The organism is Erysipelatoclostridium sp. MSK.23.31 (assembly GCF_019125875.1).
In the GTDB taxonomy this organism is placed as follows: domain Bacteria; phylum Bacillota_I; class Bacilli_A; order Erysipelotrichales; family Coprobacillaceae; genus Thomasclavelia; species Thomasclavelia ramosa.
This window is the reverse complement of sequence record NZ_JAHOCB010000041.1, coordinates 1-26734: the sequence shown is the minus strand read 5'-3', so window position 1 is coordinate 26734 and position 26734 is coordinate 1. Positions and strand designations below refer to the sequence as shown.

At 32.3% G+C, this 26734-nt stretch carries 23 protein-coding genes and 1 pseudogene; 18 read left to right on the top strand and 6 right to left on the bottom strand.

The genetic code is table 11. The features are described from left to right. Positions 1-353 precede the first annotated feature (353 nt). From KSU54_RS15020 to KSU54_RS15000, 5 genes are all read left to right on the top strand, one after another. The gene (locus tag KSU54_RS15020; protein WP_044383649.1) at positions 354-989 is read left to right on the top strand and encodes a helix-turn-helix domain-containing protein; all 636 of its coding nucleotides are present in this window, start codon (positions 354-356) and stop codon (positions 987-989) included. A 511-nt stretch (positions 990-1500) separates the two neighbouring features. Further along, the gene (locus tag KSU54_RS15015; RefSeq protein WP_438696239.1) at positions 1501-2412 is read left to right on the top strand and encodes a conjugal transfer protein; all 912 of its coding nucleotides are present in this window, start codon (positions 1501-1503) and stop codon (positions 2410-2412) included. Positions 2413-2686: 274 nt separating this feature from the next. Next, entirely contained in the window at positions 2687-2773 is an 87-nt protein-coding gene (locus KSU54_RS15010; RefSeq protein WP_012386611.1) for a tetracycline resistance determinant leader peptide, read from the top strand. Positions 2774-2788: 15 nt separating this feature from the next. Then, positions 2789-4708, top strand: coding sequence for a tetracycline resistance ribosomal protection protein Tet(M) (tet(M), locus tag KSU54_RS15005; RefSeq protein WP_017647393.1), 1920 nt, complete (start codon positions 2789-2791; stop codon positions 4706-4708). A gap of 118 nt (positions 4709-4826) precedes the next feature. Next, positions 4827-4994 (top strand): cysteine-rich KTR domain-containing protein, encoded by a 168-nt coding sequence (locus KSU54_RS15000; RefSeq protein WP_000336323.1) that lies wholly within the window; start codon positions 4827-4829, stop codon positions 4992-4994. A 59-nt stretch (positions 4995-5053) separates the two neighbouring features. Here KSU54_RS15000 and KSU54_RS14995 read toward each other — a convergent pair whose 3' ends face one another. Next, complete coding sequence (locus KSU54_RS14995) at positions 5054-5407, bottom strand: helix-turn-helix transcriptional regulator (protein ID WP_001227347.1); 354 nt, start codon at positions 5405-5407, stop codon at positions 5054-5056. Between the two features lie 504 nt (positions 5408-5911). Here KSU54_RS14995 and KSU54_RS14990 point away from each other — a divergent pair. The 5 genes and pseudogenes from KSU54_RS14990 to KSU54_RS19000 all read left to right on the top strand — a co-directional run bounded on the left by KSU54_RS14990 (position 5912) and on the right by KSU54_RS19000 (position 10143). After that, positions 5912-6331 carry an RNA polymerase sigma factor gene (locus tag KSU54_RS14990; RefSeq protein WP_117792692.1) on the top strand — a complete coding sequence of 140 codons (420 nt, stop codon included), beginning with the start codon at positions 5912-5914 and terminating at the stop codon, positions 6329-6331. Positions 6332-6372: 41 nt separating this feature from the next. Continuing rightward, positions 6373-6576, top strand: a complete 204-nt coding sequence (locus KSU54_RS14985; RefSeq protein WP_044383637.1) for a helix-turn-helix domain-containing protein — start codon at positions 6373-6375, stop codon at positions 6574-6576. A 667-nt stretch (positions 6577-7243) separates the two neighbouring features. Further along, positions 7244-8062, top strand: a complete 819-nt coding sequence (locus KSU54_RS14980; RefSeq protein ID WP_022007877.1) for a MerR family DNA-binding transcriptional regulator — start codon at positions 7244-7246, stop codon at positions 8060-8062. 140 nt (positions 8063-8202) lie between these two features. Next, positions 8203-9201: pseudogene (locus KSU54_RS19005) on the top strand (oxidoreductase); the annotation flags it as partial. 27 nt (positions 9202-9228) lie between these two features. Then, positions 9229-10143, top strand: coding sequence for an NAD(P)/FAD-dependent oxidoreductase (locus KSU54_RS19000; protein ID WP_306660056.1), 915 nt, complete (start codon positions 9229-9231; stop codon positions 10141-10143). Between the two features lie 65 nt (positions 10144-10208). Here the strand turns inward: KSU54_RS19000 and KSU54_RS19205 are convergent, their stop codons facing one another. Beyond that, complete coding sequence (locus tag KSU54_RS19205; RefSeq protein ID WP_003538969.1) at positions 10209-10337, bottom strand: hypothetical protein; 129 nt, start codon at positions 10335-10337, stop codon at positions 10209-10211. 151 nt (positions 10338-10488) lie between these two features. On the opposite strand from KSU54_RS19205, the gene KSU54_RS14970 reads away from it, so the two are divergent. The 6 genes from KSU54_RS14970 to KSU54_RS14945 all read left to right on the top strand — a co-directional run bounded on the left by KSU54_RS14970 (position 10489) and on the right by KSU54_RS14945 (position 16636). Further along, positions 10489-11688, top strand: coding sequence for a PucR family transcriptional regulator (locus tag KSU54_RS14970; RefSeq protein ID WP_003538968.1), 1200 nt, complete (start codon positions 10489-10491; stop codon positions 11686-11688). Between the two features lie 124 nt (positions 11689-11812). Continuing rightward, positions 11813-12706: an ROK family protein gene (locus tag KSU54_RS14965; protein ID WP_003538967.1), complete on the top strand. Its 894-nt coding sequence runs from the start codon at positions 11813-11815 to the stop codon at positions 12704-12706. Positions 12707-12761: 55 nt separating this feature from the next. Continuing rightward, entirely contained in the window at positions 12762-13526 is a 765-nt protein-coding gene (locus tag KSU54_RS14960) for a MurR/RpiR family transcriptional regulator (RefSeq protein WP_008792250.1), read from the top strand. 4 nt (positions 13527-13530) lie between these two features. After that, complete coding sequence (locus tag KSU54_RS14955) at positions 13531-14217, top strand: hypothetical protein (RefSeq protein ID WP_008792249.1); 687 nt, start codon at positions 13531-13533, stop codon at positions 14215-14217. Between the two features lie 142 nt (positions 14218-14359). Then, positions 14360-15685: a PTS sugar transporter subunit IIC gene (locus tag KSU54_RS14950; RefSeq protein ID WP_003538953.1), complete on the top strand. Its 1326-nt coding sequence runs from the start codon at positions 14360-14362 to the stop codon at positions 15683-15685. A gap of 15 nt (positions 15686-15700) precedes the next feature. After that, the gene (locus KSU54_RS14945) at positions 15701-16636 is read left to right on the top strand and encodes a DUF7916 family protein (protein ID WP_003538951.1); all 936 of its coding nucleotides are present in this window, start codon (positions 15701-15703) and stop codon (positions 16634-16636) included. A gap of 78 nt (positions 16637-16714) precedes the next feature. On the opposite strand, the gene bilR is transcribed toward KSU54_RS14945, so the two are convergent. The 3 genes from bilR to KSU54_RS14930 all read right to left on the bottom strand — a co-directional run bounded on the left by bilR (position 16715) and on the right by KSU54_RS14930 (position 21576). Next, positions 16715-18640: a bilirubin reductase, long form gene (bilR, locus tag KSU54_RS14940; protein ID WP_009299500.1), complete on the bottom strand. Its 1926-nt coding sequence runs from the start codon at positions 18638-18640 to the stop codon at positions 16715-16717. A gap of 16 nt (positions 18641-18656) precedes the next feature. Further along, entirely contained in the window at positions 18657-20612 is a 1956-nt protein-coding gene (locus tag KSU54_RS14935) for an FAD-dependent oxidoreductase (protein ID WP_117792694.1), read from the bottom strand. 85 nt (positions 20613-20697) lie between these two features. After that, positions 20698-21576 carry a helix-turn-helix transcriptional regulator gene (locus KSU54_RS14930; protein ID WP_117792696.1) on the bottom strand — a complete coding sequence of 293 codons (879 nt, stop codon included), beginning with the start codon at positions 21574-21576 and terminating at the stop codon, positions 20698-20700. A 130-nt stretch (positions 21577-21706) separates the two neighbouring features. On the opposite strand from KSU54_RS14930, the gene KSU54_RS14925 reads away from it, so the two are divergent. Both KSU54_RS14925 and KSU54_RS14920 read left to right on the top strand, forming a co-directional pair. Continuing rightward, complete coding sequence (locus KSU54_RS14925) at positions 21707-24379, top strand: DEAD/DEAH box helicase family protein (protein ID WP_008792245.1); 2673 nt, start codon at positions 21707-21709, stop codon at positions 24377-24379. Between the two features lie 71 nt (positions 24380-24450). After that, on the top strand, positions 24451-25146 hold the full coding sequence (locus KSU54_RS14920; protein ID WP_003538941.1) for a biotin--[acetyl-CoA-carboxylase] ligase: 696 nt from the start codon (positions 24451-24453) through the stop codon (positions 25144-25146). A 32-nt stretch (positions 25147-25178) separates the two neighbouring features. Here KSU54_RS14920 and KSU54_RS14915 read toward each other — a convergent pair. Beyond that, a partial coding sequence (locus KSU54_RS14915; protein WP_217746661.1) for a BglG family transcription antiterminator occupies positions 25179-26734 on the bottom strand: 1556 nt, incomplete at its 5' end.

The window sequence follows — 26734 nt, the reverse complement described above, 5'->3', positions numbered from 1 at the left end:
TAGATAACGGGGGCACAGTCAAGGCTCGCAGGCTCGCCAGCCGACAAAGCATTTCCGTCCTTTGACGGCAAGCCGTCATGGCGTTGTTGCTGACGCACGCCAGCAGTCCTACAATGCTTTGTCAGCCAGTCCTGTTTTTGTCTTTCTAACAAGTTCCATTTTAACCAATATTCATATCTACGGGTTTAATCAGATAGGTGTTTCTTTTTGAATATTTTTGTATTTCATTCTATTGTGCTTATTTAATTGCAAGAACATAGTAATTCTTATATGCTTATTTGTCAATATCTTTTTTTGCCTTTACAAATCATATTAAGCATGATAGACTTATAACCGCGAAGATATAACGAGATATGGAGGGTTATGCAATGAAAATAAGCCATTTAGGAAATAATATACAGACCATAAGAAAATTTAGAGGAATGAAACAACAGGAACTTGCGGACAAAATCGGTATCAATATGCAGAGCCTTTCCAAGATTGAACGAGGATTGAATTATCCTGCTTATGAAACGCTGGAAAAGATAATGGAAGTGCTGGACGTTACGCCGAATGAATTGTTGTCGGGGGAATGGAAATATGTCAATCAATCCGAAAAGGAAGTCTGCCAGTTTTTAAGAGCAGAAGAACGACTAAATGCAGAGCTGAAACATGGACACTATGATAACTTCTTTGACAGCGAGGAAGAATGGCTGGAATATGAGTTAGAAAAGTTACGGGAATACATTACCGACTACATCAATGGAACAAACATTGAAGCGTCTGACCTTTACCTAATCAAAGAATTTATCCAGCATTTAAAGTTCCAAAAACTACTAGACCGCTATGATGATTTATACAGCATGGATATGTTTGGGGAAAGCATAGAGGGACATAAGTATAAGACACCTTATCAAGTCGTGAAAATGATAAACCCAAATTCAAAAGAAGATATGGAACTGTTACGAGAAGTATTAAGGAATAACCATTTTGATGATGAGGACGAGTAATCTTTTTCCTCTTGCAAGAAGATACAGAAAACAAAAAGCCCAGTAAAGAGTGCAAAGCACCACCAATGGTGGCAAGCTCTTGACAGGGCTTTTTCTTTTCTGTGGTTGGTAATCAAGAGGAAGAAAGGGATAAAACCTAATTTATGATAAATCAGACAACACAACTAGCAAGTTTGAGCTTGTGCTACACGTGCCATAAAGTAACACACAAGGATTGATAGATACCAGCCCACTATGCCCTAAGTTTTATTATGGAAGTAAACAATTAACGATATTTTAACGCTTGTGTATTCTTTTGAGCGAATGTTATTAGCGGTTGACAGATTTCCACCTCTTATTGGTAGAATGTTAAACCTCGATTTTGGTATAATTAAACCACAATAAAAAAGCAAAAAGGAGTGCTGAATATGAATTTTAACGAAAAATTGATTTCTTTGAGAAAAACCAAAGGATTATCCCAAGAAGAACTGGGAGCAGAACGAATCAAACAATGAGAAAGGAAGATTTAATGATGAAATTTAGAAAAAATCAGAATAAAGAAAAACAGATACCAAAGGAAAAGAAACCTCGTGTCTATAAGGTCAATCCTCATAAAAAGGTTGTGATTGCCTTGTGGGTACTTTTAGGGCTTAGTTTCAGCTTTGCGATATTCAAGCACTTTACAGCTATAGATACTCATACTATTCACGAAACAACTATCATAGAAAAGGAATACGTTGATACTCATCATGTAGAAAATTTTGTAGAGAACTTTGCGAAAGTCTACTATTCATGGGAGCAATCCGATAAGTCCATTGATAATCGAATGGAAAGTCTAAAAGGCTATCTGACAGAGGAACTTCAAGCTCTCAATGTTGATACAGTACGCAAAGATATTCCTGTATCGTCTTCTGTAAGAGGATTTCAGATATGGACGGTAGAGCCAACTGGCGACAATGAGTTTAATGTAACCTACAGTGTAGACCAGCTCATTACAGAGGGAGAAAATACAAAGACCGTCCACTCTGCTTATATAGTGAGTGTCTATGTAGATGGTTCTGGAAATATGGTACTGGTTAAGAATCCGACCATTACCAACATACCTAAGAAATCAAGTTATAAACCAAAAGCCATTGAAAGTGAGGGGACGGTTGATTCCATTACAACCAATGAAATCAATGAGTTTTTAACGACGTTCTTCAAGCTCTATCCTACAGCGACAGCCAGTGAACTTTCCTACTATGTGAATGACGGGATATTAAAACCAATCGGAAAAGAGTACATCTTTCAAGAACTGGTAAATCCTATTCACAATCGTAAGGATAATCAAGTCACGGTATCGCTGACAGTGGAGTATATCGACCAGCAGACCAAAGCAACGCAGGTATCTCAATTTGATTTGGTACTTGAAAAGAACGGGAGTAATTGGAAGATTATAGAATAACAAATATTGGTACATTATTACAGCTATTTTGTAATCACGTACTCTCTTTGATAAAAAATTGGAGATTCCTTTACAAATATGCTCTTACGTGCTATTATTTAAGTATCTATTTAAAAGGAGTTAATAAATATGCGGCAAGGTATTCTTAAATAAACTGTCAATTTGATAGTGGGAACAAATAATTGGATGTCCTTTTTTAGGAGGGCTTAGTTTTTTGTACCCAGTTTAAGAATACCTTTATCATGTGATTCTAAAGTATCCGGAGAATATCTGTATGCTTTGTATGCCTATGGTTATGCATAAAAATCCCAGTGATAAAAGTATTTATCACTGGGATTTTTATGCCCTTTTGGGTTTTTGAATGGAGGAAAATCACATGAAAATTATTAATATTGGAGTTTTAGCTCATGTTGATGCAGGAAAAACTACCTTAACAGAAAGCTTATTATATAACAGTGGAGCGATTACAGAATTAGGAAGCGTGGACAAAGGTACAACGAGGACGGATAATACGCTTTTAGAACGTCAGAGAGGAATTACAATTCAGACAGGAATAACCTCTTTTCAGTGGGAAAATACGAAGGTGAACATCATAGACACGCCAGGACATATGGATTTCTTAGCAGAAGTATATCGTTCATTATCAGTTTTAGATGGGGCAATTCTACTGATTTCTGCAAAAGATGGCGTACAAGCACAAACTCGTATATTATTTCATGCACTTAGGAAAATGGGGATTCCCACAATCTTTTTTATCAATAAGATTGACCAAAATGGAATTGATTTATCAACGGTTTATCAGGATATTAAAGAGAAACTTTCTGCCGAAATTGTAATCAAACAGAAGGTAGAACTGTATCCTAATATGTGTGTGACGAACTTTACCGAATCTGAACAATGGGATACGGTAATAGAGGGAAACGATGACCTTTTAGAGAAATATATGTCCGGTAAATCATTAGAAGCATTGGAACTCGAACAAGAGGAAAGCATAAGATTTCAGAATTGTTCTCTGTTCCCTCTTTATCATGGAAGTGCAAAAAGTAATATAGGGATTGATAACCTTATAGAAGTTATTACTAATAAATTTTATTCATCAACACATCGAGGTCCGTCTGAACTTTGCGGAATTGTTTTCAAAATTGAATATACAAAAAAAAGACAACGTCTTGCATATATACGCCTTTATAGTGGAGTACTACATTTACGAGATTCGGTTAGAGTATCAGAAAAAGAAAAAATAAAAGTTACAGAAATGTATACTTCAATAAATGGTGAATTATGTAAGATTGATAGAGCTTATTCTGGAGAAATTGTTATTTTGCAAAATGAGTTTTTGAAGTTAAATAGTGTTCTTGGAGATACAAAACTATTGCCACAGAGAAAAAAGATTGAAAATCCGCACCCTCTACTACAAACAACTGTTGAACCGAGTAAACCTGAACAGAGAGAAATGTTGCTTGATGCCCTTTTGGAAATCTCAGATAGTGATCCGCTTCTACGATATTACGTGGATTCTACGACACATGAAATTATACTTTCTTTCTTAGGGAAAGTACAAATGGAAGTGATTAGTGCACTGTTGCAAGAAAAGTATCATGTGGAGATAGAACTAAAAGAGCCTACAGTCATTTATATGGAGAGACCGTTAAAAAATGCAGAATATACCATTCACATCGAAGTGCCGCCAAATCCTTTCTGGGCTTCCATTGGTTTATCTGTATCACCGCTTCCGTTGGGAAGTGGAATGCAGTATGAGAGCTCGGTTTCTCTTGGATACTTAAATCAATCGTTTCAAAATGCAGTTATGGAGGGGATACGCTATGGCTGTGAACAAGGATTGTATGGTTGGAATGTGACGGACTGTAAAATCTGTTTTAAGTATGGCTTATACTATAGCCCTGTTAGTACCCCAGCAGATTTTCGGATGCTTGCTCCTATTGTATTGGAACAAGTCTTAAAAAAAGCTGGAACAGAATTGTTAGAGCCATATCTTAGTTTTAAAATTTATGCGCCACAGGAATATCTTTCACGAGCATACAACGATGCTCCTAAATATTGTGCGAACATCGTAGACACTCAATTGAAAAATAATGAGGTCATTCTTAGTGGAGAAATCCCTGCTCGGTGTATTCAAGAATATCGTAGTGATTTAACTTTCTTTACAAATGGACGTAGTGTTTGTTTAACAGAGTTAAAAGGGTACCATGTTACTACCGGTGAACCTGTTTGCCAGCCCCGTCGTCCAAATAGTCGGATAGATAAAGTACGATATATGTTCAATAAAATAACTTAGTGTATTTTATGTTGTTATATAAATATGGTTTCTTGTTAAATAAGATGAAATATTTTTTAATAAAGATTTGAATTAAAGTGTAAAGGAGGAGATAGTTATTATAAACTACAAGTGGATATTGTGTCCTGTATGTGGAAATAAAACACGATTAAAGATAAGGGAAGATACTGAATTAAAAAAATTCCCCCTCTATTGTCCGAAATGCAGACAAGAAAATTTAATTGAAATAAAGCAGTTCAAAGTAACTGTGATTACAGAGCCAGACGCAAAGACGCAGAGCCGATAAAATGAGATTAATACAATCTCATTTTATCGGCTCTTTCCGTTATGTATGGATTCTTTTAATTAGTCTTCGATGTTTCTTGCTTCGTTGATACCGCTGGCTAAAGATTCCATTAAGGATAGTTCTTTGTCTGTAAAGCTATCCATGTATTTCTCTATCTGTAATCGTCGGGTGCTTTTTACCAAGTTATTAGCAGGTAAGAAAAATTCATCAACGGAAACATGAAGTAACGATACAAGGTCATAAAGAACTTGTATGCTGGGGTGTTGCCCTTTATTTTCAATATTAGTTAAGTACCGTGGGTCAATTTCAATCAATGCTCCCACTTGTTCACGAGTTAAACCTCGTTTCAATCGAGCTTCTTTAATGGCTAAACCAAAGGCTCTAAAATCATATTTATCTTCTTTTTTACGCATAGTAGACCACCTCTATACATTTTATTGTTCCTACTGAATTAAAAACAGGTATAGAAAAACGTGTTATATGGTTTATAGGTTTATATTTAATAAAAAGCACTACTAAACGCCAATAAAAAAAACCGTTATATGGTAGTGCTATTTACGCTGTTAAAATATTGTATATTACTTCCAAATGGCGGTTTGTTGGAGGTCAACGTCGCCATGAAGTACATCATATACAATAAATTTCCTTACATTGGGTTCTTGTCAAAAAAAGTCGTCTATCTGCAATAGATAAGTACGTCCACCAATGTGGTTTTATAAATCATATAGATAGAATAACAGAAGCATGTAAACAGAGAAATAAATCTGTTTATATGCTTTTTTGGCTATTCAGAACTTTTTTACAAAGTTTATTTATCAGTAATGCAACAAATCCCCCTTTCACATTGGGACTAAGAGTGAAAGGAGATAAACGAGCAAGGCTCACTTCCTTTCCTAGACAGAAAGGGGGTGAGAAACATGAAACCATCTTCTTTTCAGACCACAATAGAAAATCAGTTTGACTATATCTGTAAACGTGCTATGGAAGACGAGCGAAAGAATTATATGCTTTATCTTTCAAGGATTGCAAAGCGTGAGGTGTCCTTTTCGGATGTTGGCGATTATCTTGTTAGCCAGTTTGCGACAACAGATAACTATTCCTGTGATTGCATTTTTTTTAAAGTCTTGAATTATACAATCCAAGTATCAAATGAGAAACTTGCTGTTGCTTTATATAAGTTATCGAGTAAGGAGCGTGATGTAATTCTATTACGCTATTTCCAAAGCATGAGCGACCAAGAAATCGCAGAATTATACCATGTATCACGTTCTGCTATTTATCGCAGAAGAAGTAATGGATTGAAGAAATTAAAAATAGTATTGAAAGAAAGGAATTGAACCAATGAAAAAAAGAATATGGTTACCCTACATTAAAAGTAATATGTCAAGCGTCTGCTGGAAGCGAAACTGCCATAAGAGAGATTTTAAAATTTTATGACGCTTATATTTGCAAGTTATGCTTGCGTCCGTTTTACCACTCTGAAAGTGGTAAAATCACTATGCAGGTTGATGAAGAACTAAAAGGTCAAATTCATACAGAAATGATGAAAGCAATCTTGAAATTTGAAATCAGAGTGAAGTAATCATATTACATGAATGAAAAACGGGAGATACACAGATGTTTGTGCTATCTCCCATGTTATTTTTTGTGTCATATCAAGGCTCATTCAATCGTGGTAAATTCGTGGTAAAATGAGTGTTTTTCTATACTTCAAAATGTTTGAAAGTATAGTGTTCATGCGGATAATCAAAAATCGGATATAAAATTTATTTGTAAATACGTAATGACTAAAAAATCAATGTACTAAAAATCATGAAAATAATTATTTTATTTTTTCGATTTATGTTATTGTAACTGTTAATACGATTGTGAAGATTCATTTCATAGTAATATTGATTATCTTGAGTATTGAGATGTTCACCAGCTAATAATTCGTTAATAGTAATGCCTAAGATATCGCGAAAATCGTGATAAAATGAAGCATCGATAAAATTTCGACCATTTTGATATAGCTTTATTTGTTACATTTAGTTTTTCAATTTGGGTTAAGTTTTTTCTTTACAGCATGTCGCAATAAATTTTCCAATTTTAATACAATCCATCTATTGATTTCTCCTTTATATTTTGATTATAACGAGTTTTAATTAATTTATAAATCTACCAATAGTTGATTTATAAAAACTAATAATAAAATTATTTTTTAAATAGGAAGATTAAGTGATAAAATTATTTGTAAAGGAGCTGATATTATGAATAGCCAGTATAAAATAGGGGATATTTCACGATTGTTTAATTTATCAAGTGAAATGATTAGGTATTATGAAAAAATGGGAATTATTGATCCTATAAGAGATGAAAAGAATGGGTATCGCTATTATAGTATTTTTGACATATATATTTTATTAGAATGTTTACAGTATCAGAATTTAGGAATGAAAATAAAAGAAATTCCTAATTTTATTAATTTTAATTATAGAGAAAAGCTTCAAAATCAGTTACATATTTTCCAAAGGCGACTAAATAAAGAGATTGATTATAAAGTCATGTTGAAAAAACGAGTCACAGAGTTGGCAATGCAACTGGAGGTAGCTGATTTAAATTTATCAAATTATTGGGTAAAGAAAATTAATAAAAAATATGCTTTTGATTTTGTAGATGGAATTGGTGATGATTATGATAAAGTTAATACTAGTGAAGATAATATTCGATTTTTATTAAATGATAAATATATTAATTTTATTGATAGTTATGTTTGTTTTAATAAAGATAAAGATGAATGGTATTTTGCTATTGATGAGGAATATTTTAATGGATTAAGTATTTCTTATAAAAAGAAGTATACAATTATTCCGGCTCATTATTGTTTATGCACGGTAATAGAAATGGGACCGTTAGGACAGTTTAATCATGAGTGTTATGAAGCAGCAGTAATGTATGCTCAAGATAAAGGTTATCATGTACAGTTACCAATACGGGGGATTATTAGGGGGCGTGGATATGAAGGTGATCATTTTAAACGGTATTTAGAAATACAAATTCCGATTATAAAAAACTCTCAAATAGCTTGAGAGTTTTTTATGTTGTTTTAGTAAAATATATGTGATTAAAAAAGAATATGTGAATAATATCACATATAATAAATTAGAGTTGACCTTCAAATCATTTGATACTGTAAAATAAAGTTATAAAAGGATTGGAGGATATTAAAATGGCTTTAAAAAAATTATTTACCCCTTATCAAATAGGAACTGTAAAAATTCCTAATCGTTTAGTAGTTCCGGCAATGGTGACAAATTATTGTACGATTGAAGGTAAAATTACTGAGCGTTATATGAAATATATTGAAGAAAAGGCTAAAGGCGGCTGGGGTTTGATTATTACTGAGGATTATGCAGTTCAACAATATGGTAAAGGATATCAAAGAATTCCCGGTTTATATAAAGATGAATTGATTGAAGGAAATAAACAATTAACAACGATGGTTCATAAGTATGAATCAAAAATCTTTTGTCAAATGTATCATCCAGGTAGACAAACTACTAGAATTGCTAATGAAGATCATATGCCAGTTGCTCCTTCAGCAATTGAATGTCCCTTATGTTAAGAACAACCAAGAGATATCACAGTTGCTGAAATCAATCAATTAGTAAAAGATTTTGGTAGTGCTGCTAAACGCGCTAAAGAAGCTGGTTTTGATGGAATTGAGCTACACTGTGCCCATGGTTATTTATTAGCGGAGTTTTTATCACCATTTGTCAATAAGCGAGTTGATAACTATGGTGGTTGTCTACAGAATAGAGTACGAATAGTTGCTGAAATTTATTTAGAAATGAGAAAACAAGTTGGTGATGATTTTCCAATTATCGTCCGTCTTTCTGGTAATGAATATGTTCATGGTGGAAGAACTGAAGCAGAAACTTATGAATTATGTACGATTTTTGAAGAATTAGGTTTTGATGGTATTCATATTTCTAATGGCTCTTATGCTTCACCTGGAAATAGAGCAGTAATTGCTCCAATGTTTACGGAACATGCATTGAATATGGAGATATCAGCACAAGTAAAGAAATTGGTTGATTTACCAGTAATTGTAACTAATCGAATTAACGATCCGCAAATGGCAGATACATTAATTAACATGGATAAAGCTGATTTTATTGGAATGGGGCGTGGTTCATTGACTGATCCAGATTTACCTAATAAAGCAAAGGCAGAAAAATATGGGAATATTAAAATGTGTATCGGGTGTCTACAAGGATGTGAAATGCCATTATTTTTTAATCAAGAAGTCACTTGCTTAGTTAATCCACGGGTAGGACGTGAATATGAAAATTCAATGAACATTGTAGAAAAAGCAAAAAAAGTAATGATTGTTGGAGGGGGACCTGCTGGTCTGCAGGCGGCTGAAACTGCGGCAATGATAGGTCACAATGTAACTGTTTATGAGGCTCAGGAAGAAGTTGGCGGTCAATTTAGATCTGCAGCTTATCCAATTGGTAAAGGAGAATTAACAACATTAATATCTGTATTTAAAAAGAATTTAGAGGATCTGCATGTAAAAGTACATTTAAATACTTTAGTAACAAAAGAGATGATTGAACAAGAAAACCCGGATGCTATTATTTTGGCTACTGGAGCAAGACCGCTGGTGCCGGCAATCAAAGGTATCGATAAAGAAAATGTAGTCAATGCTGAAGATGTGTTATTAGGAAAAATCGCTACAAAAGTTGAGCATATCGTTGTTTGCGGAGGGGGCGAAGTTGGTTGTGAAACTGCCACATTTATTGCTCAAACGCATCGTCATGTAACAGTTCTAGAAATGAAACCAGCTGTTTTGACTGATATGGATCCCATTAATATGAGCTGTCTATTACCAATTATGAATGAATCAGGAGTAACTGCCAGAGCTAATTGTACTGTGACAGAAATTTTAGATGATGGAGTGGCATTTATTAATGAACAGGGAGAAAAAGAAGTTATTTCTGCTGACTTAGTTGTCTTAGCATTTGGATATAAAGCCTATAATCCGTTAGAAAAAATTGCAAATGAATTATGTGAAGATGTTCAAGTAGTAGGTGGCGCAATTAAGGCAGGTAATGCTTTACCAGCAGTTAAAGAAGGTTATGAAGCTGCTTTAAATATAAAATAATTATCTAATAGCATAATTTAAATCTTAAAAGAAAAAGAGCATTCGTTATGAATGCTCATTATTATTTATTTCTTTTTAAAAAACTTAAAGAATTTTGAAAAGTTTTCACAATTGAAATATCCTTCATCACGAACCCAAGTTGGGCAAGTATCAAAGTTGTCAGTTAGTACGTAATATCCATAAGAAATGTTCATGTTATGTCCCTCCTAGATGTTCTATTTTTAATACAATTATATTATATATTAATATTTTAATAATTATAGAGACAGAAATAATAAAAAAATAAGATTTATTTGTGCATCATGCACAAATAATGGTAAAATAAATATAAAGGAAGTGAGTAAAATGGGATTTACGATTGAAGATGCGTTAGTACAAACTCAAGAGCAATATCATTTAAAATTGTTAGCTGGTCGTGAGGGCTGTTCAAATGCGATGAGTTGGGTTCACATGATTGAGGATACGACAATTATTCAACAATTATGGGGAAAAGAATTGGCAGTTACAACAGGTTTAGGATTTCAAAGTCACGATTCGTTATTTGATTTTATCAAGTGTTTGGTTAAATACCATAGTGTTGGATTAGTTATCAATACAGGTAAATATATATTTGAAATTCCTCAAGATATAATTGACTATTGTAATGAGCAGGATTTTCCGCTGTTAACGACACCCTGGGAAGTACACATGGCAGATTTAATTAAGGATTTTAGTATGCGCTGTTTATATTCACAACGAGAAGACAATCAGATTTCAAAATTATTTCAGAATGTTTTTACAACTCCTCAAGTTGTTGAGGAGGTTCGGCAGCAATTGTTAGGTGCATTTGATGTGGATGGTTTTTTTCAAGTTGTTTTAATTGGAATTGAAGATTCTGATCAGTTTGATGCAATTGAACGACGTAGAGTTTCTTTTCAATTGGAATTATGTTTTGAAAAAATACAAAGCCCATATACATTTTTTTGGTTTGATGGGTATTTTGTATTAATTGTAAATAATTTAGATCCGGATTCATTAGAGAAAATTACTGATAAAATGTATAAAAGAACAAAGAAGCGAATGCCTTCAAGATTTATTCACTTAGGTATTGGAACGCCAATGACAGATTTTAGACAAGTAATCTTAAGTTATAAACGAGCTCGAGCTGCAGTTGCAATGGCAGAACAATTTAAATATCCGATGATTCTTTTTGAAGAGATGGGAGTTTATCAAATCTTATTTTCAATCGAGGATAAACAAATTTTATCAGGAATGTATCAGCATTTATTAAAGCCTTTAATAGATTATGATCAAAAACATCATAGTGAATTAGAAAAGACATTGTTCTATTACCTGATTCATGATGGCAGTCAAGTAGCGATGGCCAAAAATTTATATATGCACCGAAATACGATTAATTATAGAATGACTAAAGTCAAGGAATTATTAAATTGCCAGTTAGATACATTTGAAGAAAAAATGCCATATATGTTAGCTTTATATATCAAAAAAGTCATTCAAGAAGATATTAACAAAGATAAAGATTTATTTGCTGCAATACAATAATCATAGCTAACAGTTCATATTAGATTTCTATGTTTCATTTTTTGACACAACCAAAAATTATATAGTATTTATATTTTTTTTAACTATGATAACTTTAAAGTGTTAAGAAATGAGGGATTAAATAATGAAATATTTATGTTTAGATTTTGGTGGCACCGGAGTTAAATATGCAATTATTGATGAAAACTTTCAGTTATATGATGTAAATAAAGAAAATAAAATATTTCAAAGTCATGATGAAATGATTACCTGGGTAGTGGATTTATTTAAAACTATACACATGAAATTATCCGGAATTGCGATTAGTTATTGTGGGGAAATGAATCCCTTTACAGGTTTAATAAAAAATGGTGGTAGTTATAGATTTAATGATAATAAAAATATTAAACAAATCCTTTGGAGTAAATGCCACGTACCAGTTTCGATTGAAAATGATGGTAATTGTGCGGCATTAGCAGAATTGTATAGAGGCTCATTAAAAGAAACGAGTAATGGGGCAGTACTAGTATTGGGTACTGGAGTTGGATGCGCAATTATTATTAACGGGGAATTATATCGTGGGTGTAATTATTTTGCTGGAGCAGCTACGTTTTCTTTAATTGATTCTAAACATGACTTTGATTGGCAAAATACATTTGGATTGATTGGCGGTGTAGGTTATTTAACGAGAAATTATGAAAAACGATTTGCATTAGAGCGAAATTCGATCGATGGATTAGCCTTTTTTAACAAGGCTAATCATAATGATATTGCTAGTTTAGAAATACTACGGGATTATACTAAAAATCTTGCAAGATATATTTTTAATATGCAAATGTTATTAGATTTAGAGAATATTAGTATTGGTGGAGGGATTAGTACTCAGCCGTTATTATTAACAATGTTAAAGAAAGAAGTGAGTGATTTATTTGATTGCATCCCAGTTCCGGTAACTCCACCAGAGATCAAAGTGTGTCATTATTATAATGATGCAAATTTGATTGGAGCTTTTTGCTGGTACAAGAAAGCTAATTTTTAAATGAATAAATTTAATTAATATTATATAATGGTAATAATGAGTGGAGGAAGATAATATGTTTATGTGCTTAGCTTATTTTTTATCAATTGTTAATAACTCTAATAATAAAGATTTAAATTATTATATTGCCAAATATATTATAGAAAATATTAATCATATAGGAAGTATTACTTTACAAGATGTGGCTGATGGCTGTTTTGTTTCAGTTCCAACAGTAAAACAGTTTTTAAAAAAATTTGGTTATTCTAATTATTCGATTTTTAAAGAAAGATTAGAAAGTGAATTGGATGTTCGTAAAGATCAGATATATCGAGGTTATAAGATTTTTAACAAAAAACGATTAGCTGTAGCGGTTTCACATTTAGTTGATTATCCATTAGAATTCAATGATAAAATGAAATTAAAGTTGATCATTAAAGAAATAGCTCAAAGTCAGAGAGTTATTATTGTTGCTTCCCCTACGATAACTCCAATTCTTTTTAATTTTCAAATTGATATGATTTCAATGGGGAAGACAGTGATAATGTCGTCTTTATTAAAAGATAATTCTATTGAAATAGAGGATAATGATTTAATTATATTGATTTCAGGTACTGGTAGACTTTTTTTATCTGATGATAATTTAGTGTCGATTTTAGGAAATAAAGCTAATAAAGTTATTATTTTTTCAGGCGAAACAAAAATAAATTTTCATTACAATGTTTTTGAGGTAATTAATATATTATCTAATAATGAAATGTTTGAGACTGAGTATTTGTTGTTGTATTATTTTGATTTGATTAAATTTTATTATCACGAGATTATTTATCAGGAGCAGTGATAAAATGATCGATATACTTTTAGATTTATCAATGAATGCAAAAATTAATAATACGGATCAAATTCTTGTTAAATATTTTTTAAACCAAAGGGAAAAGCTAATAGAACTATCTTTAGAGGATGTTATTTATGATACCGGTCTATCTAAATCATCAATCATTAGATTTTGTAAAAGTATAAAAACTAGTCATTTCACGGATTTTAAAAAGACTTTTGTAAGAGAATTTAATGCTGTGATTTGTGATTTTATTTATTTGCTCGATGATCGTGATAAACTTGATGATTTAGTTATAGCATGTAATCATTGTCATCAAATTATTTTATTTGGTGAGCGAGAAGCAATGTTGATTTGGAAAATGTATTTGAAATATTTTTATGTATTAGGTTATGATATTTATATAATTAATGAAGAAGATAACAATTTAGCTATTAATATGGATGAACATACGTTATATTTTTATAGTCATCTTCAGATAAGTTTAGAAAAATACTATGATTATAATATATCCAATGCTTTGATCAGGAATATTTATAGACATTTAAATGACGAAAATAATTATATCATATCTTTAAAGAGCTCGTATACTCATAAACGTTTTTTAGAGATACACGAACAGCCAGGGATTAAGAAGAAATTTGAATTAATGAAGATTATTGAAAGCTTATTAGCAAGATTAAATAACCAAGGATAAGTATTAAAGTTTCAAAAAATGAAACCTTAGCACTTATTTTTTTTATTGGTTTTTATTTTGGACTAATGAAAAGTTTTATGTACTCTTAAATGATTATACTTCTAGATAAAATGTAGTTATAAAGTTAGGAGGAGGAAAAATTATGAATGATTTTATCCAAAATAAAGTTATACCTTTTGCACAGAAGATTGAAAACAATTTTATTTTAAGTGCAATAAGTGGCGCATTTATGAAAGTGATGCCAGCGTTATTAGGAGGAGCTGTATTTTCATTATTTCAGGGTTTACCATTGGGAGACTGGTATACAAATTTTTTATCGTCTACTGGAATATCTGATGCTTTAGCTGTAGGGGTTGCTGTTTGTAATTTAACAGCATTATATTTCATTTTTGCTTTAGGTTATAATTTAGGTGAAAAGTTTAATGTTAATCCATTTCAAACAGCAATTGTTTCGTTATTATCACTATTGTTGGTTACACCATTTTCTTATAACAATGTTGATAATACAAATGGAGCTGTAACATTGATAAAAAATGTTATCCCAGTTGATAACTTAGGTGCTAGTGGTATCTTCACTGCCATGTTATGTGGGATTATTGGGGCATATGTTTTTGCTTTTGCCGTTAATCATAATTGGAAAATAAAATTACCAGATTCGGTACCGGAAATGGTTTCTAAACCATTTGAAGCTGTTGTTCCAGCATTTTTAGTATCAGCCTTGTTTTTATTGGTAAGGTCTGGATTTGCTGTAACATCTTATGGAAATATTCAAAATTTTATTTATACTATGGTTCAAGCGCCTTTAGTAAGTTTAGGTAATAGTTTTCCAGCCATGTTGATTAGTATGTTAATATTATTGCTGTTATGGTGGGTTGGAATTCATGGTACTTCAGTTGTACTTTCTGTCATGATGGTAATTTGGATGGAACCAGCAATTACAAATTTAAATAATTATATGGCCGGAGAACCTGTAACCTTAGTCACAACTTATATGTTTTTCTTTGTTTTTTGTCAGTTTATTGGTGGACCAGGATGTTTATTTGGGCTTACTTGCGATATGGCAATATTTGCTAAAAGCGAACGTTTTAAAGCGTTTGGAAAAGTGTGTTTTGTTCCGGGGATGTTTAATATCGTAGAGCCTGTTATTTTTGGTTTTCCAATCGTATTAAATCCAATTATGTTTATTCCGTTTATTTTAACACCACTTGTATTTATGATTATTGGTTATTTGTTGATGGTTACAGGTGTTGTGAATATTCCCGCCTTAATGTTAAGTGTAATGACAATTCCAGGTCCAATTGCGGGATTTATTTTAGGTGGGGGAATTAGTTTAGGAATCATGATTGTAATTATGTGCTTGTTATCATGTATAATTTATTACCCATTTTTTAAGATTTGTGACAATCAGGCTTTAGAAGCAGAGAAAAAAAGTAATCAAGAAAAAACACTTGAAGAAAACAAAATCTAGAAATGAGGAAAAATTATGAGCAACGTAAAAAGATTGATTAATGCTTCAAAGAGTGAGATAAACAAAATGGGTCCTTTAGAATTAAAAGAATCTATCTATAAATCGGAAGGTCGAGTTATCATGGGACAACATTTAATTTTTGCTGGCCCAGGGACGGTAATGGGTGTGACAAATGCTGAATTGCTTTGTTCGTTTGGTGCAGATATGGTTATGCTTAATACTATAGATTTAGATAATTTTGAAAATAATCCAGGATTGTGCGGCTTAACTATCAAAGAGCTTAAAGAAAAATGCAATTGTCCAATTGGTGTTTATTTAGGGTGTCCTAAGAAGGGAGAAAAGCGTTCTGATGAAAAAACACTTTACCGATTGGCTGGAATGTTAGCAACAAAAGAACATATTTTAAAAGCAGTTGCTTTAGGAGTGGATTTTATTGTATTGGGTGGTAATCCAGGTTCTGGAACATCGATTGAAGATGTAATTGAAGCAACCAAATTAGTAAAAGAAATATGTGGAGATGATATTTTCTTGTTTGCTGGCAAGTGGGAAGATGGTATCGAAGAAAAGGTACTAGGTGATCCTTTAGCAGCATATGATACCAAAGATGTTATTAAAAGACTTATTGATGCTGGTGCTGACTGTATCGATTTACCAGCTCCAGGGACTAGAGCAGGAATCACAGTAGATATGATTAGAGAATTAGTAGAATATATTCATCGCTATAAACCAGGTACTTTAGCCATGAGTTTTTTAAATAGTTCGGTCGAATGTGCCGATGAGGATACAATTCGGCAGGTTGCCCTTTTAATGAAACAAACCGGATGTGATATTCATGCTATCGGGGATGGAGGCTTTGGCGGATGTACTTGGCCAGAAAATATTTATCAATTATCAGTATCAATCAAAGGAAAAAATTATACGTGGTTTAGAATGGCTAGTAATAGTAGATAGTTAATAAGAATAAAAAAGAATTAATCTTAAACATTTAAATGTTATGATTAATTCTTTTTAGTCTAGATAATAAGAGTTTTAAATACTGTTGGCTGCTAAATAACCTTGAGTAATGGCATTATTAATATCAGCAGCTTTTTCATTGCAGTCACCAACAAGATGAATATCAATATTGTGAGCTGTTAATTCACTGACATCAAATGGATTAGGTTTAGCTCCAGTAGCTAAAATAACATAATCACATGGAATCGTTAATTCACCATCGCCATTAGCAGCTTTGATACAATCGTTTTTAATTTCAATTACCTTTGTTTTAGTCAATAATTTAACTTGATGTTTTTCAAAATCTTCAAACATTACTGGCTTTACAGTTGATGATTCTTCTTTTGCAATTTCTTCAAGCATTTCTATGACAGTAACGTCCAAGCCCATTTGTGCTAAAAATTCTGCAGTTTCCGCTCCGACTAGACCACCGCCAATAATCGCTACATGGCCACTAGGGAATTGTTCATAGTTAAGAACTTTCCAAGCATCTAACACATGAGTTAAATCACTGCCAGGAATTGGTAGGGAAGCATTATTGGCACCAACAGCGATGATAACACTATCAGGATGTTCGTTTAATATATCTGTACTAGTTGCTTTTTTACCTAATCTTAAATCAACATTCAATATTTTCATTTCATTTGATAAGTAATTGATAGCCCGATTCATTTCAGCTTTACGTGGTGGAATCGCTGCAATATTAAGTTGACCACCTAATCTAGTGTCTTGTTCAAATAAAATAACATCATGTCCTTTTGTTTTTGCTACCCGAGCAGCTTCTAAACCTGCTGGTCCCCCTCCAACAACTACAACTTTTTTCTTTGTTGCTGCTGGGGTAATTATTCGTTTGTATTCATAACCATTTTCAGCATTTAAAACACAGCTTAAAAATTGTCTATTTTGGATTGCATCGGTACAGCCTTTATTACACATCATACAATGACGAATTCGAGCAGCTTCATTATTTTTTAATTTTTTAACATAATCAGGATCAGCTAATAATGAACGACCTAAACCAATAATGTCACAAATCCCGTTATCAATCAAGGATTCACCATTTTGGGGAGTAAGGATTCGTCCAACAGAAGACACTGGAATCGTAACAACATCTTTAATTTGTTTTGTATATTTATTCATAAAACAGTATGGTTGAGTTCCCATTGCAGGAATGGTATCATTCATATTTCCAGTATGATTGGCTTGACCAACATGGATCATATCAACTCCATGAGCCTCTAAGATAGTAGCCAATTTAATAGCTTCATCAATTTTTAGGCCTCCTTTACCACGAAGCGGATTTTCAGTGATAATTGGCAGTTTATAATCGATGCAAATATCTGGAGCATTTTCTTTAATTACTTTGACAACTTCGAGAGCAAAGCGAATACGGTTTTCAAATGAACCACCATAATTATCATTTCGGTGATTTAGAATGGTTGAGCAAAGGGAACCGACAAGACGATCACCATGAACCTCAATAACATCCACCCCCGCGGCGGCAGCACGCTTAACACAAGCGCCGATTTTATCAATAATTGCTGTAAGCTGGGCTTCAGTTACTTCATCGATATAATGTAGCATGTCATGATGTAATTTAGCACGTGCAGCCTGCATATCACCTTTTCTAAATAATTCTGCTAGAGCATCAACATCATATTCAGGATGAAAGATTTGAATCCCTAGTTTGCAATCATACTCATGTAAGGCATCGCTTAATTTTTTGAAAGCTTCGATTTGACCGTCATGAAAAAGTTTAGGTGTAGGGGAAACAGTATTGACTGGAGCAACATCACCTAAAACAATATAAGCAACATCGCCTTGCGCTAAACGTTTATAGAAATTAAAACTTTGTTCACCGATTGAACCATCTCTTTCTTCATACCCGGTTGTCATTGGGGGAAACATAATTCGGTTTTTTAAAGTAATTTTTCCAACTTTAATAGGTTTTAGTAAATTCATATATTTTCTCCTTTGATTAAATATTTTTACATAAATGATATGCGTCACTTATAGCATTTTTAATTTTTCCTGGGGTTGCAGCGTCACCTAAGACGTTGTAGCTAAGTTGCATTTGATCGAGGGTTTTTTTTAACTCATGATCAGCATAATAACCAGTAGCTTCAATGATTGTATCAACATTCTCAATTGTAATAGTATTGCCATCTTTTTGATATTCGAGAGTTGTTGGTGTAACTTTAACGACTCTACTATCAGTAATAATGTTCACGCCTTTATCAGCCATCCTTTGAACTAAAATACTTCGTGATGGTGAAGTATCATCCATAATAATATTTGATTTCATTTCAATAACAGTTACTTTTTTATTATTTGGATGGCGGTCATTAACTAATGGGGCAACAAAATCAGCAACTTCACAGCCAACAGAGCCTCCTCCAACAACGACAATATTTTTACCTGTCCACATTTTGCCAAGAAGCACATCTTGTCCGGTACCAGTATGAGGATGATTTTTAAAAATATCAAGTCGTAATGGTTTGGCTCCGGTTGCGACGATGATATGATCATAATGATGCTGTGATAAATAGGCTTGATCAACAATCGTGTTTAATTCGATTTTGATATTACAATCGATCACTCGTTTAATGAAATATTTAGTAGTTTGAGCAAAGTGCTGTTTAGCAATAGGATAACCTGCAACGATCATTGCGCCGCCTAATGTATGATGACGTTCAGCAAGGGTAACTTTGTGTCCACGCTTTGATAAAATATAAGCTGCCTCTAATCCAGCTGGACCTCCTCCGATAACTAGGATATTTTGGGATATTGTCGCAGGTGTTACAGTTTCTTCATTCTCACTTGTCAATGATGGATTAATTCCACATTCAACATGATCTTTTAACATGGTCGAGCTTAAACATCCCAAGCATCCAATACATGGACGAATATCATCTTCTTGACCATTTTTGATCTTATTAACAAAATCAGGATCACATAAGAGTGAGCGACCTACCATACATACGTCTGCTAAATCTCTTTCTAAAACTTCTTCGAGAATCCAAGGTTCATTCAAACGACCTACGGTTGAAACAGGGATATTAACACATTTTTTTATTTCTCGTGCGCTGTCAATATGACTCGCTTGTGGTGTTCCAGGGGGTGCAATTGAGCTGCCGCGGTGGATAGTAGTTCCCCCAGAAACATGGATCATATCAACTTGAGCAGCTTCTAATCTTTTAGCAATATAACATCCTTCGTGTAATGATTGTCCGCCGGCTTCATAATCATCACCGCTGATACGAACAATAATAGCGAAATCACGCCCACATTTTTTTCGAACATTTGCAATTACTTCTAAAAGTAGACGAATGCGATGAGTTATGTCACCACCGTATTCATCAATTCGTTTATTATAGAGTGGAGATAAAAATCCTCCTAGTAATGCATGTGCGTGTGCAGCATGAATTTCAACACCATCTATTCCTGCTTTTTTTAACCGTAAGGCACCATCACCAAATTGTTCAACAATTATACTGATTTCTTCTTTTGTCAAAGGTCGCGGAGGAGTTTTAGCATAGTATGGACCAACCTCACTTGGACCAACTAATTGTGGTGTTTCCGGGAAAGGAATTGCCATATATGCTGGGTGCAGTAGTTGGGCTACGACCTTACTATCATACTTATGAATTTCATTAGCTAATTTTTGCCATCCTTCAAGATAGGAATCATCTTGAATTGATAAAGTATGAGCAATATATTTGTAGGTTGGCTCAATCATTGTTACTTCAGTTACAATCAGACCAACGCCACCTTTTGCTCTTCTGCTATAGTAATAGATCATTTCATCAGTAACATACCCATCTTTTGTTGCAAAGTTTGTTGACATTGGCGACATAAAAATTCGATTTTTTACTTCCAGCTGATTAATTTTTATTGGTTGAAAGAGTTTTTGATATTTATTTTCCAAATTCATACCTCCCTTATAAAGATATGATAGCACTTACATATATATAAAACATATTGTATCAATTAAAAAACATATACATTTTCGTATATGCTTATAATAACTTAATATTTTTCTTATATTCACGTGGACTGACCCCTGTGATTTGTTTAAAAGTTTTAGATAGATGATAGGCTGATGAATATCCCAGGTCATTTGCAATCATTGTAACACTTTTACCATGAGCCAGCATTCTTTGAGCATAGAGAACTTTTTGTTGATGAATATAAGTTAGTGGAGGAATTGCTAAAATTGCAATAAAAGATTTATATAACATACTTGTTGAAACACCTAGTTGTAAAGCCATTGCGGTTAGTTTAATTGGTTCATGAAGATGGTCATGAATATACTTAATGGCATCATTAACTAATTCGATATGTGGTAAATCTGTTATTTGTGAAATATGGTCATTATTCCTTTTAAGCTGAGCGCGGATTATCTCTACAACAACTCGAATCAAAGCAGAGGTTATAATGCTTGAATAGCCAATTTCTTTTTCACTAGCTTCGATTAATAAACGTTCTAGCATTTCTTTGAAGTCTTTTATTTCTTCTTTATATATTAAATGCCCGTGTTTTGTTAAGAAAGTAATAAATTGTTGGCGCAATGATAGGGGTTCAATATCAAAATGAAAAAAATAATAGCTGTAGTTAGTATTTCCAGTATTTATTGAAGTGTTGAGCTTATAGGGTTCGATGATGAGAAAGCTGTGGGGTGGGCAGGTGTATTTTTTATTGCCAATGGTTGTAATAGACCCACCTTCTCGATAATAGACAATTTCAATATCATCAGTAATATAATTTGCTCTAGTATCGTGATTACTTTGCCAAAGTCCAAATTTATTGATAGTAAAACTAATCTTACCAAGTAAATCAGTTAACTCATCACTTTGGAATTGGGTATATTGATTTTGGGTTTGAATATACATCGTCATAATTACACCACCTTTGATTATTATTGTACTACTTTTTTAGTGGAAGGAGAATTTTTATCATAAAATTAAGTTGATTTGTATTGATGTTTTAAGGTTGATATGTATAAATAAAGGTAATAGGAGGGATTGGATGTTAGAACAAATTTTGCATTTCAAGGGCACTTGGCGCAGTTATCAACAACGTGTTCTTGATAAATATGACCGTTATAGTCAAGATCGTAAAATTCATATTGTTGCTGCACCTGGTTCAGGAAAAACAACTTTGGGAATTGAATTAATAAAAAGAATCGATTACTCGGCTTTAATCTTAGTCCCATCAATAACGATTCGTGAACAATGGGTAGAGCGTATTTGTGAAGCTTTTTTAGTTAAACAAGAAAATCGCGATCAATATCTTTCTCAAGATTTAAAAAAACCAAAATTAATTACTGTCGTGACATATCAGGCACTACATAGTGCGATGAGTCATTATTGTGGTGAACTAGTAGAGACTAATGATGAATTTAAAACAGTTGAAGAAGTTGATTATCATAATTTTGATGTAATCAGTAATTTTAAAGAATGCCAATTAGGAACTTTATGTCTAGATGAATGTCATCATCTTCGAAGTGAGTGGTGGAAATCATTAGAAGAATTTAAAAAAGCATTTAATAATATTTTCACAGTGGCTCTAACAGCAACTCCGCCATATGATTCTAATCTAAGCATGTGGACTAGGTATATGGATATGTGTGGTGATATTGATGAAGAGATAACAGTTCCAGAATTAGTTAAAGATGGTACTTTATGTCCACATCAAGATTATGTTTATTTCAATTATCCGGCCTCTCAAGAAAAACAAAAATTAAGTATCTTTGAGGAAAATAGTCAAAGTATTTTGGAGCAGCTAATACAAGATGAATATTTTTGTAAGGCTATTATGAGTCATCGCTTTTTTACTGAGGAAGTAAGTGATGATGAGCTATTAGATGATCCGAGCTATTTATCAGCAATGATAATTTTTTTAAATACTAAGGGAGTGTGCAGTGCGAATAAGTATCAAAAGCTTTTAGGATATAAATCGTTAGAACCCTTATCACTTAAATGGTTAGAAATTTTACTGCAAGGCTTTTTATATGATGATATTGCTTCATATCGAGTTGAAGAACAATACCGTGATGAATTGATTCGTGAATTGAAGTCTAAAGGTTTAATCGAAAAACGAAAAGTTTCTTTGTGTTTAAATCAAGCAATTGAAAAAATGCTAATAAATTCGGTTGGTAAATGTGAAAGCATTAAAGAAATTGTTAATTATGAATATAAAACGATGAAACAAGAATTACGACTTTTGATTCTTACTGATTATATTCGAAAAGAATACGAACGGGCATTAGGTGATGAAAGCAAAGATGTGAATAATTTAGGCGTTTTACCATTTTTTGAACAACTAAGGCGTGATAGTGCTAAAAATAAGACAGCAATTAAATTTGGTGTTTTATGTGGCACAATGATTATTATCCCCAAGGATGCTCAAACAGCATTAATAGAATTAGTTGAAGAACCTAGTAAAATCAGCTTCCATCAAATTGGAAAATTAGATGATTATGTAAAAGTTGAAATTAGTGGAAACCGTAATTTTATAACAGGGGTAATCAGTGAGGTATTTGCGCAGGGTTATATGCAAGTTTTGATAGGAACTAAATCTTTACTTGGAGAAGGTTGGGATTCACCGTGTGTTAATTCGCTTATTTTGGCTAGCTTTGTAGGCTCATATATGTTAAGTAATCAAATGCGTGGACGAGCTATTAGAGTTTTTGAGAAAACGCCCAATAAAACAAGTAATATTTGGCATTTAGTTTGTGTTAGACCAAAAGAAAAGTTAACAGGTCATTATGATGATGGCGGTAGTGAAGATTTTCAAACGCTTGCAAGGAGAATGGAACATTTTTTAGGGTTGCATTATCAGCAGGATATAATTGAAAATGGAATCTTGCGACTTAGCGCAATTAAATTGCCATTTAGTCCAGGAAATATAAAAAAAATTAATAAAGATATGCTTAAACTATCTTCAAAGCGTAGTCAATTAAAGAAAAGATGGGAAGATTCGTTAGCTGTCTATGACAAAATTGAAATTGTTGAAGAAACTGAAGTTAAAGAAGAATTTATAACTGTCGTTATGTTTATGGATGCTTTAAGAACTTTACTGATAATTGTTTTTAGTGGGATTATTGGTGCTGTCATTGGAATACCATTTCTAAAATCATTGACCTTGATAGATATTTTAGAATATCTAGTGGTGATAATTTATGTTGGAATATTTGTTATGAGTATTCTTTTGAGCATCAAAAAACTTTATACATTAGCAAATCCTTTAGGTCGTTTAGAAATATTTGGCAAAGGAATTAGAAATGCGTTAGAAAAAACCAATCAGCTGGATTCTTTGAATAGTCGCGTTGAAACAGATTCTTTTAATGCGATACATGCAATATATTTATTAGGGGGAACAGGGCATGATAAGGCTTTGTTTGCCAAATGCATCAATGAATTTTTTGCATCTATTGATAATCAACGTTATATTCTTTATAATCCTAAACGAAAAAATAAATTAGATTGTTATTTTGCAATTCCTGATAGTTTTGCTAAAAGAAAAGAAGATGCGCATATATTTGCTGGCTATATGAAGCCGTTTATTGGTAATTATCAGGTTATTTATACTCGTAATGAAAGTGGTAGAAAAATACTGCTAGAAGCCCGGGTTAGCGCTTTAGCTAATCGTCAAGATCGTTGTTTCACTAGAAAAAAAGTAAAGGGTGCATTAGAATAAAACTTTATAATAAATATTTGTTGTTTTCCTAAATTTCTAATATAATAGAAGTATAGTAATGGGGTGATATTATGAGTTATATTGAATTAGACGAAGTCGATTCTACAAATGATTACGTAAAACGTAATTTAAATAAACTTCCTAATCTAAGTGTAGTTCGTTGTAATTATCAAACAAATGGTCGGGGTCGGAATGGACACGTTTGGCAAAGTAAGAATGGTGATGACTTGCTGATGAGTATTTTGGTAAAAGATTTTAAAAAACCCCAAGACCTTCATAAAATGACACAGCTAGTTGCTTGTAGTGTGGCGGGGTTACTAGATCGTTATGGAATAAAAGCTAAAATTAAGTGGCCCAATGATATTTATGTTGATGATTTAAAGATTTGTGGAATCTTAGTAGAGGCAATCTATCAAACTGATTTAGAAGGGGTTGTAGTTGGAGTTGGATTAAATGTTAATTCAATAAACGGTGATTATGCTTCAATGAAGATGAAAACTGGCCAGACATATCAAGTTAAATCACTAATGATAGCAATGTTAACATATTTTAAGATATACTATAGTCTTTATCAGCAAGGTTCGTATGATAAAATTCTTGATTATGCTAATGATATTGCTTATTTAAAGGATAAACAGGTTGAATTTCAAGATTATGGTTTAGTTACATTTACTAAGTTGAATGAAAATGGTACAGTTAATTTTGTGGATTCAAATCATCGGGAACATAATATTTTAATAAATGAAATATCTTTGCATAAAGATTAAAAAGTTGTAATGAATAAAGCATTACAACTTTTTTAAACATGATTTTCTAAATAAACTGATAATTCATCAAATGTTTTGATTTTCAACATTTCATCAAAAGACTCATCATCTAATAAAAGATCAATAATTGAAGAATAGATTGTATTGAAAGTCATTATGTCTTTTTCATTTATTGAAATAAGCATGACTAAATGAACGGAGGTATCACCCCAAGGAATTGCTTTGTCATTCAATAAAAAAGTAATTCGGGTTTTTACATCACCAAAATGAATTGCATGAGGAACTGCAAATTTATTAAAAAATGAAGTTGTTGATATTTTTTCGCGTTCAAATACACTATCAACAAAATCTGTTTTAGCATCACCATGTTTTAACATTTGACTGCATAAAAATAAAATAGCATCCTTTTTACATGTAAAATCAACATTTCTAAAAAAGAGTTTAGGATCAATGTATTTAGATAATTCCTTTTTTAGCAGATCTTTTTTCTTTTTCTCTTTTAATAGATTGATTTTAAGATTCAATTTATCAATATCTTGTGATAATAGCAAGGGGCTGATTACCATACAATCGGGGCTTTCATAGTCATTAATAGTAGAAATCAAAAAATCAAAATGATAGTCTTGAATATTCTTTTTAGAAGAAATAAAACTAATTAATTGTACATTATCACCAAAGTTTAATAAAAATTGATTGGCAAAATGCTTTCGTAAATCATTATACTCTGGACAAATACATAGTGCTTTTAGATATTGTTTATTTTCTTCATTGGATTGAATCATTAAACCTAAATGAATTGCCAATAGGCCAATTTCGTTAATATTCACTGTAATATTGAAACTTTCTTGAAATTTATAGGCAAAATAAACAGCTAACTCATAAATGAAAGGATGGGTATTTTTAAGGTTATTATGGAAGTCATTTTGAAAGTAAAGCGAAGAATGATTTCTAAAAAATAAACGATGAATATGTAAAGCAAAATGATTTAAAGACATTTGATAATTAAGTTGCAATGAAAAGTGTTCAACAAGATCATCGAGAATTTCTTTAATTTTATAAACAAAACTATAATCATTATATAAAATTTGGGTTTCATAATTTTCTTCGTTTATTTTAATCGAACCAATACAAAGGACTTGCATATATTCATTATCTGTTTGAGCAAAATGAAGATTAAAATATTCTTCTAGGTTATGACATAGGTCTTTGGACAGCTGGCAAATAATTTCGTCATTTGATAAGGAGTATGAAAACGGCAGGGGTTCGATGTCACTTCCAACAAAAATTCTTTGAAGCGTGATAGATGTATTCATCACAAGATTTTGATAGTGAATATCGTCAACTCGAATATTATATTTCTTTAAAACAGAGTCGATTATAGCTTCTATTTCAGAAAGATGAAAATTTTGAAAATACTGTTGAAAGTGTTGTAGGCTAGTTATTGGTTGTGAAGCTTCAATCCCAATTAAATGAGCAAAAAGAGCTCTTTTATCATATTCACTACCATGTAACGAAAAAATATCATTTTTTCGTGGCTCCGTGTCAATAGTGGAGGGGCTTAAGAGATAGCGAAAGCTATCTCTTTTCT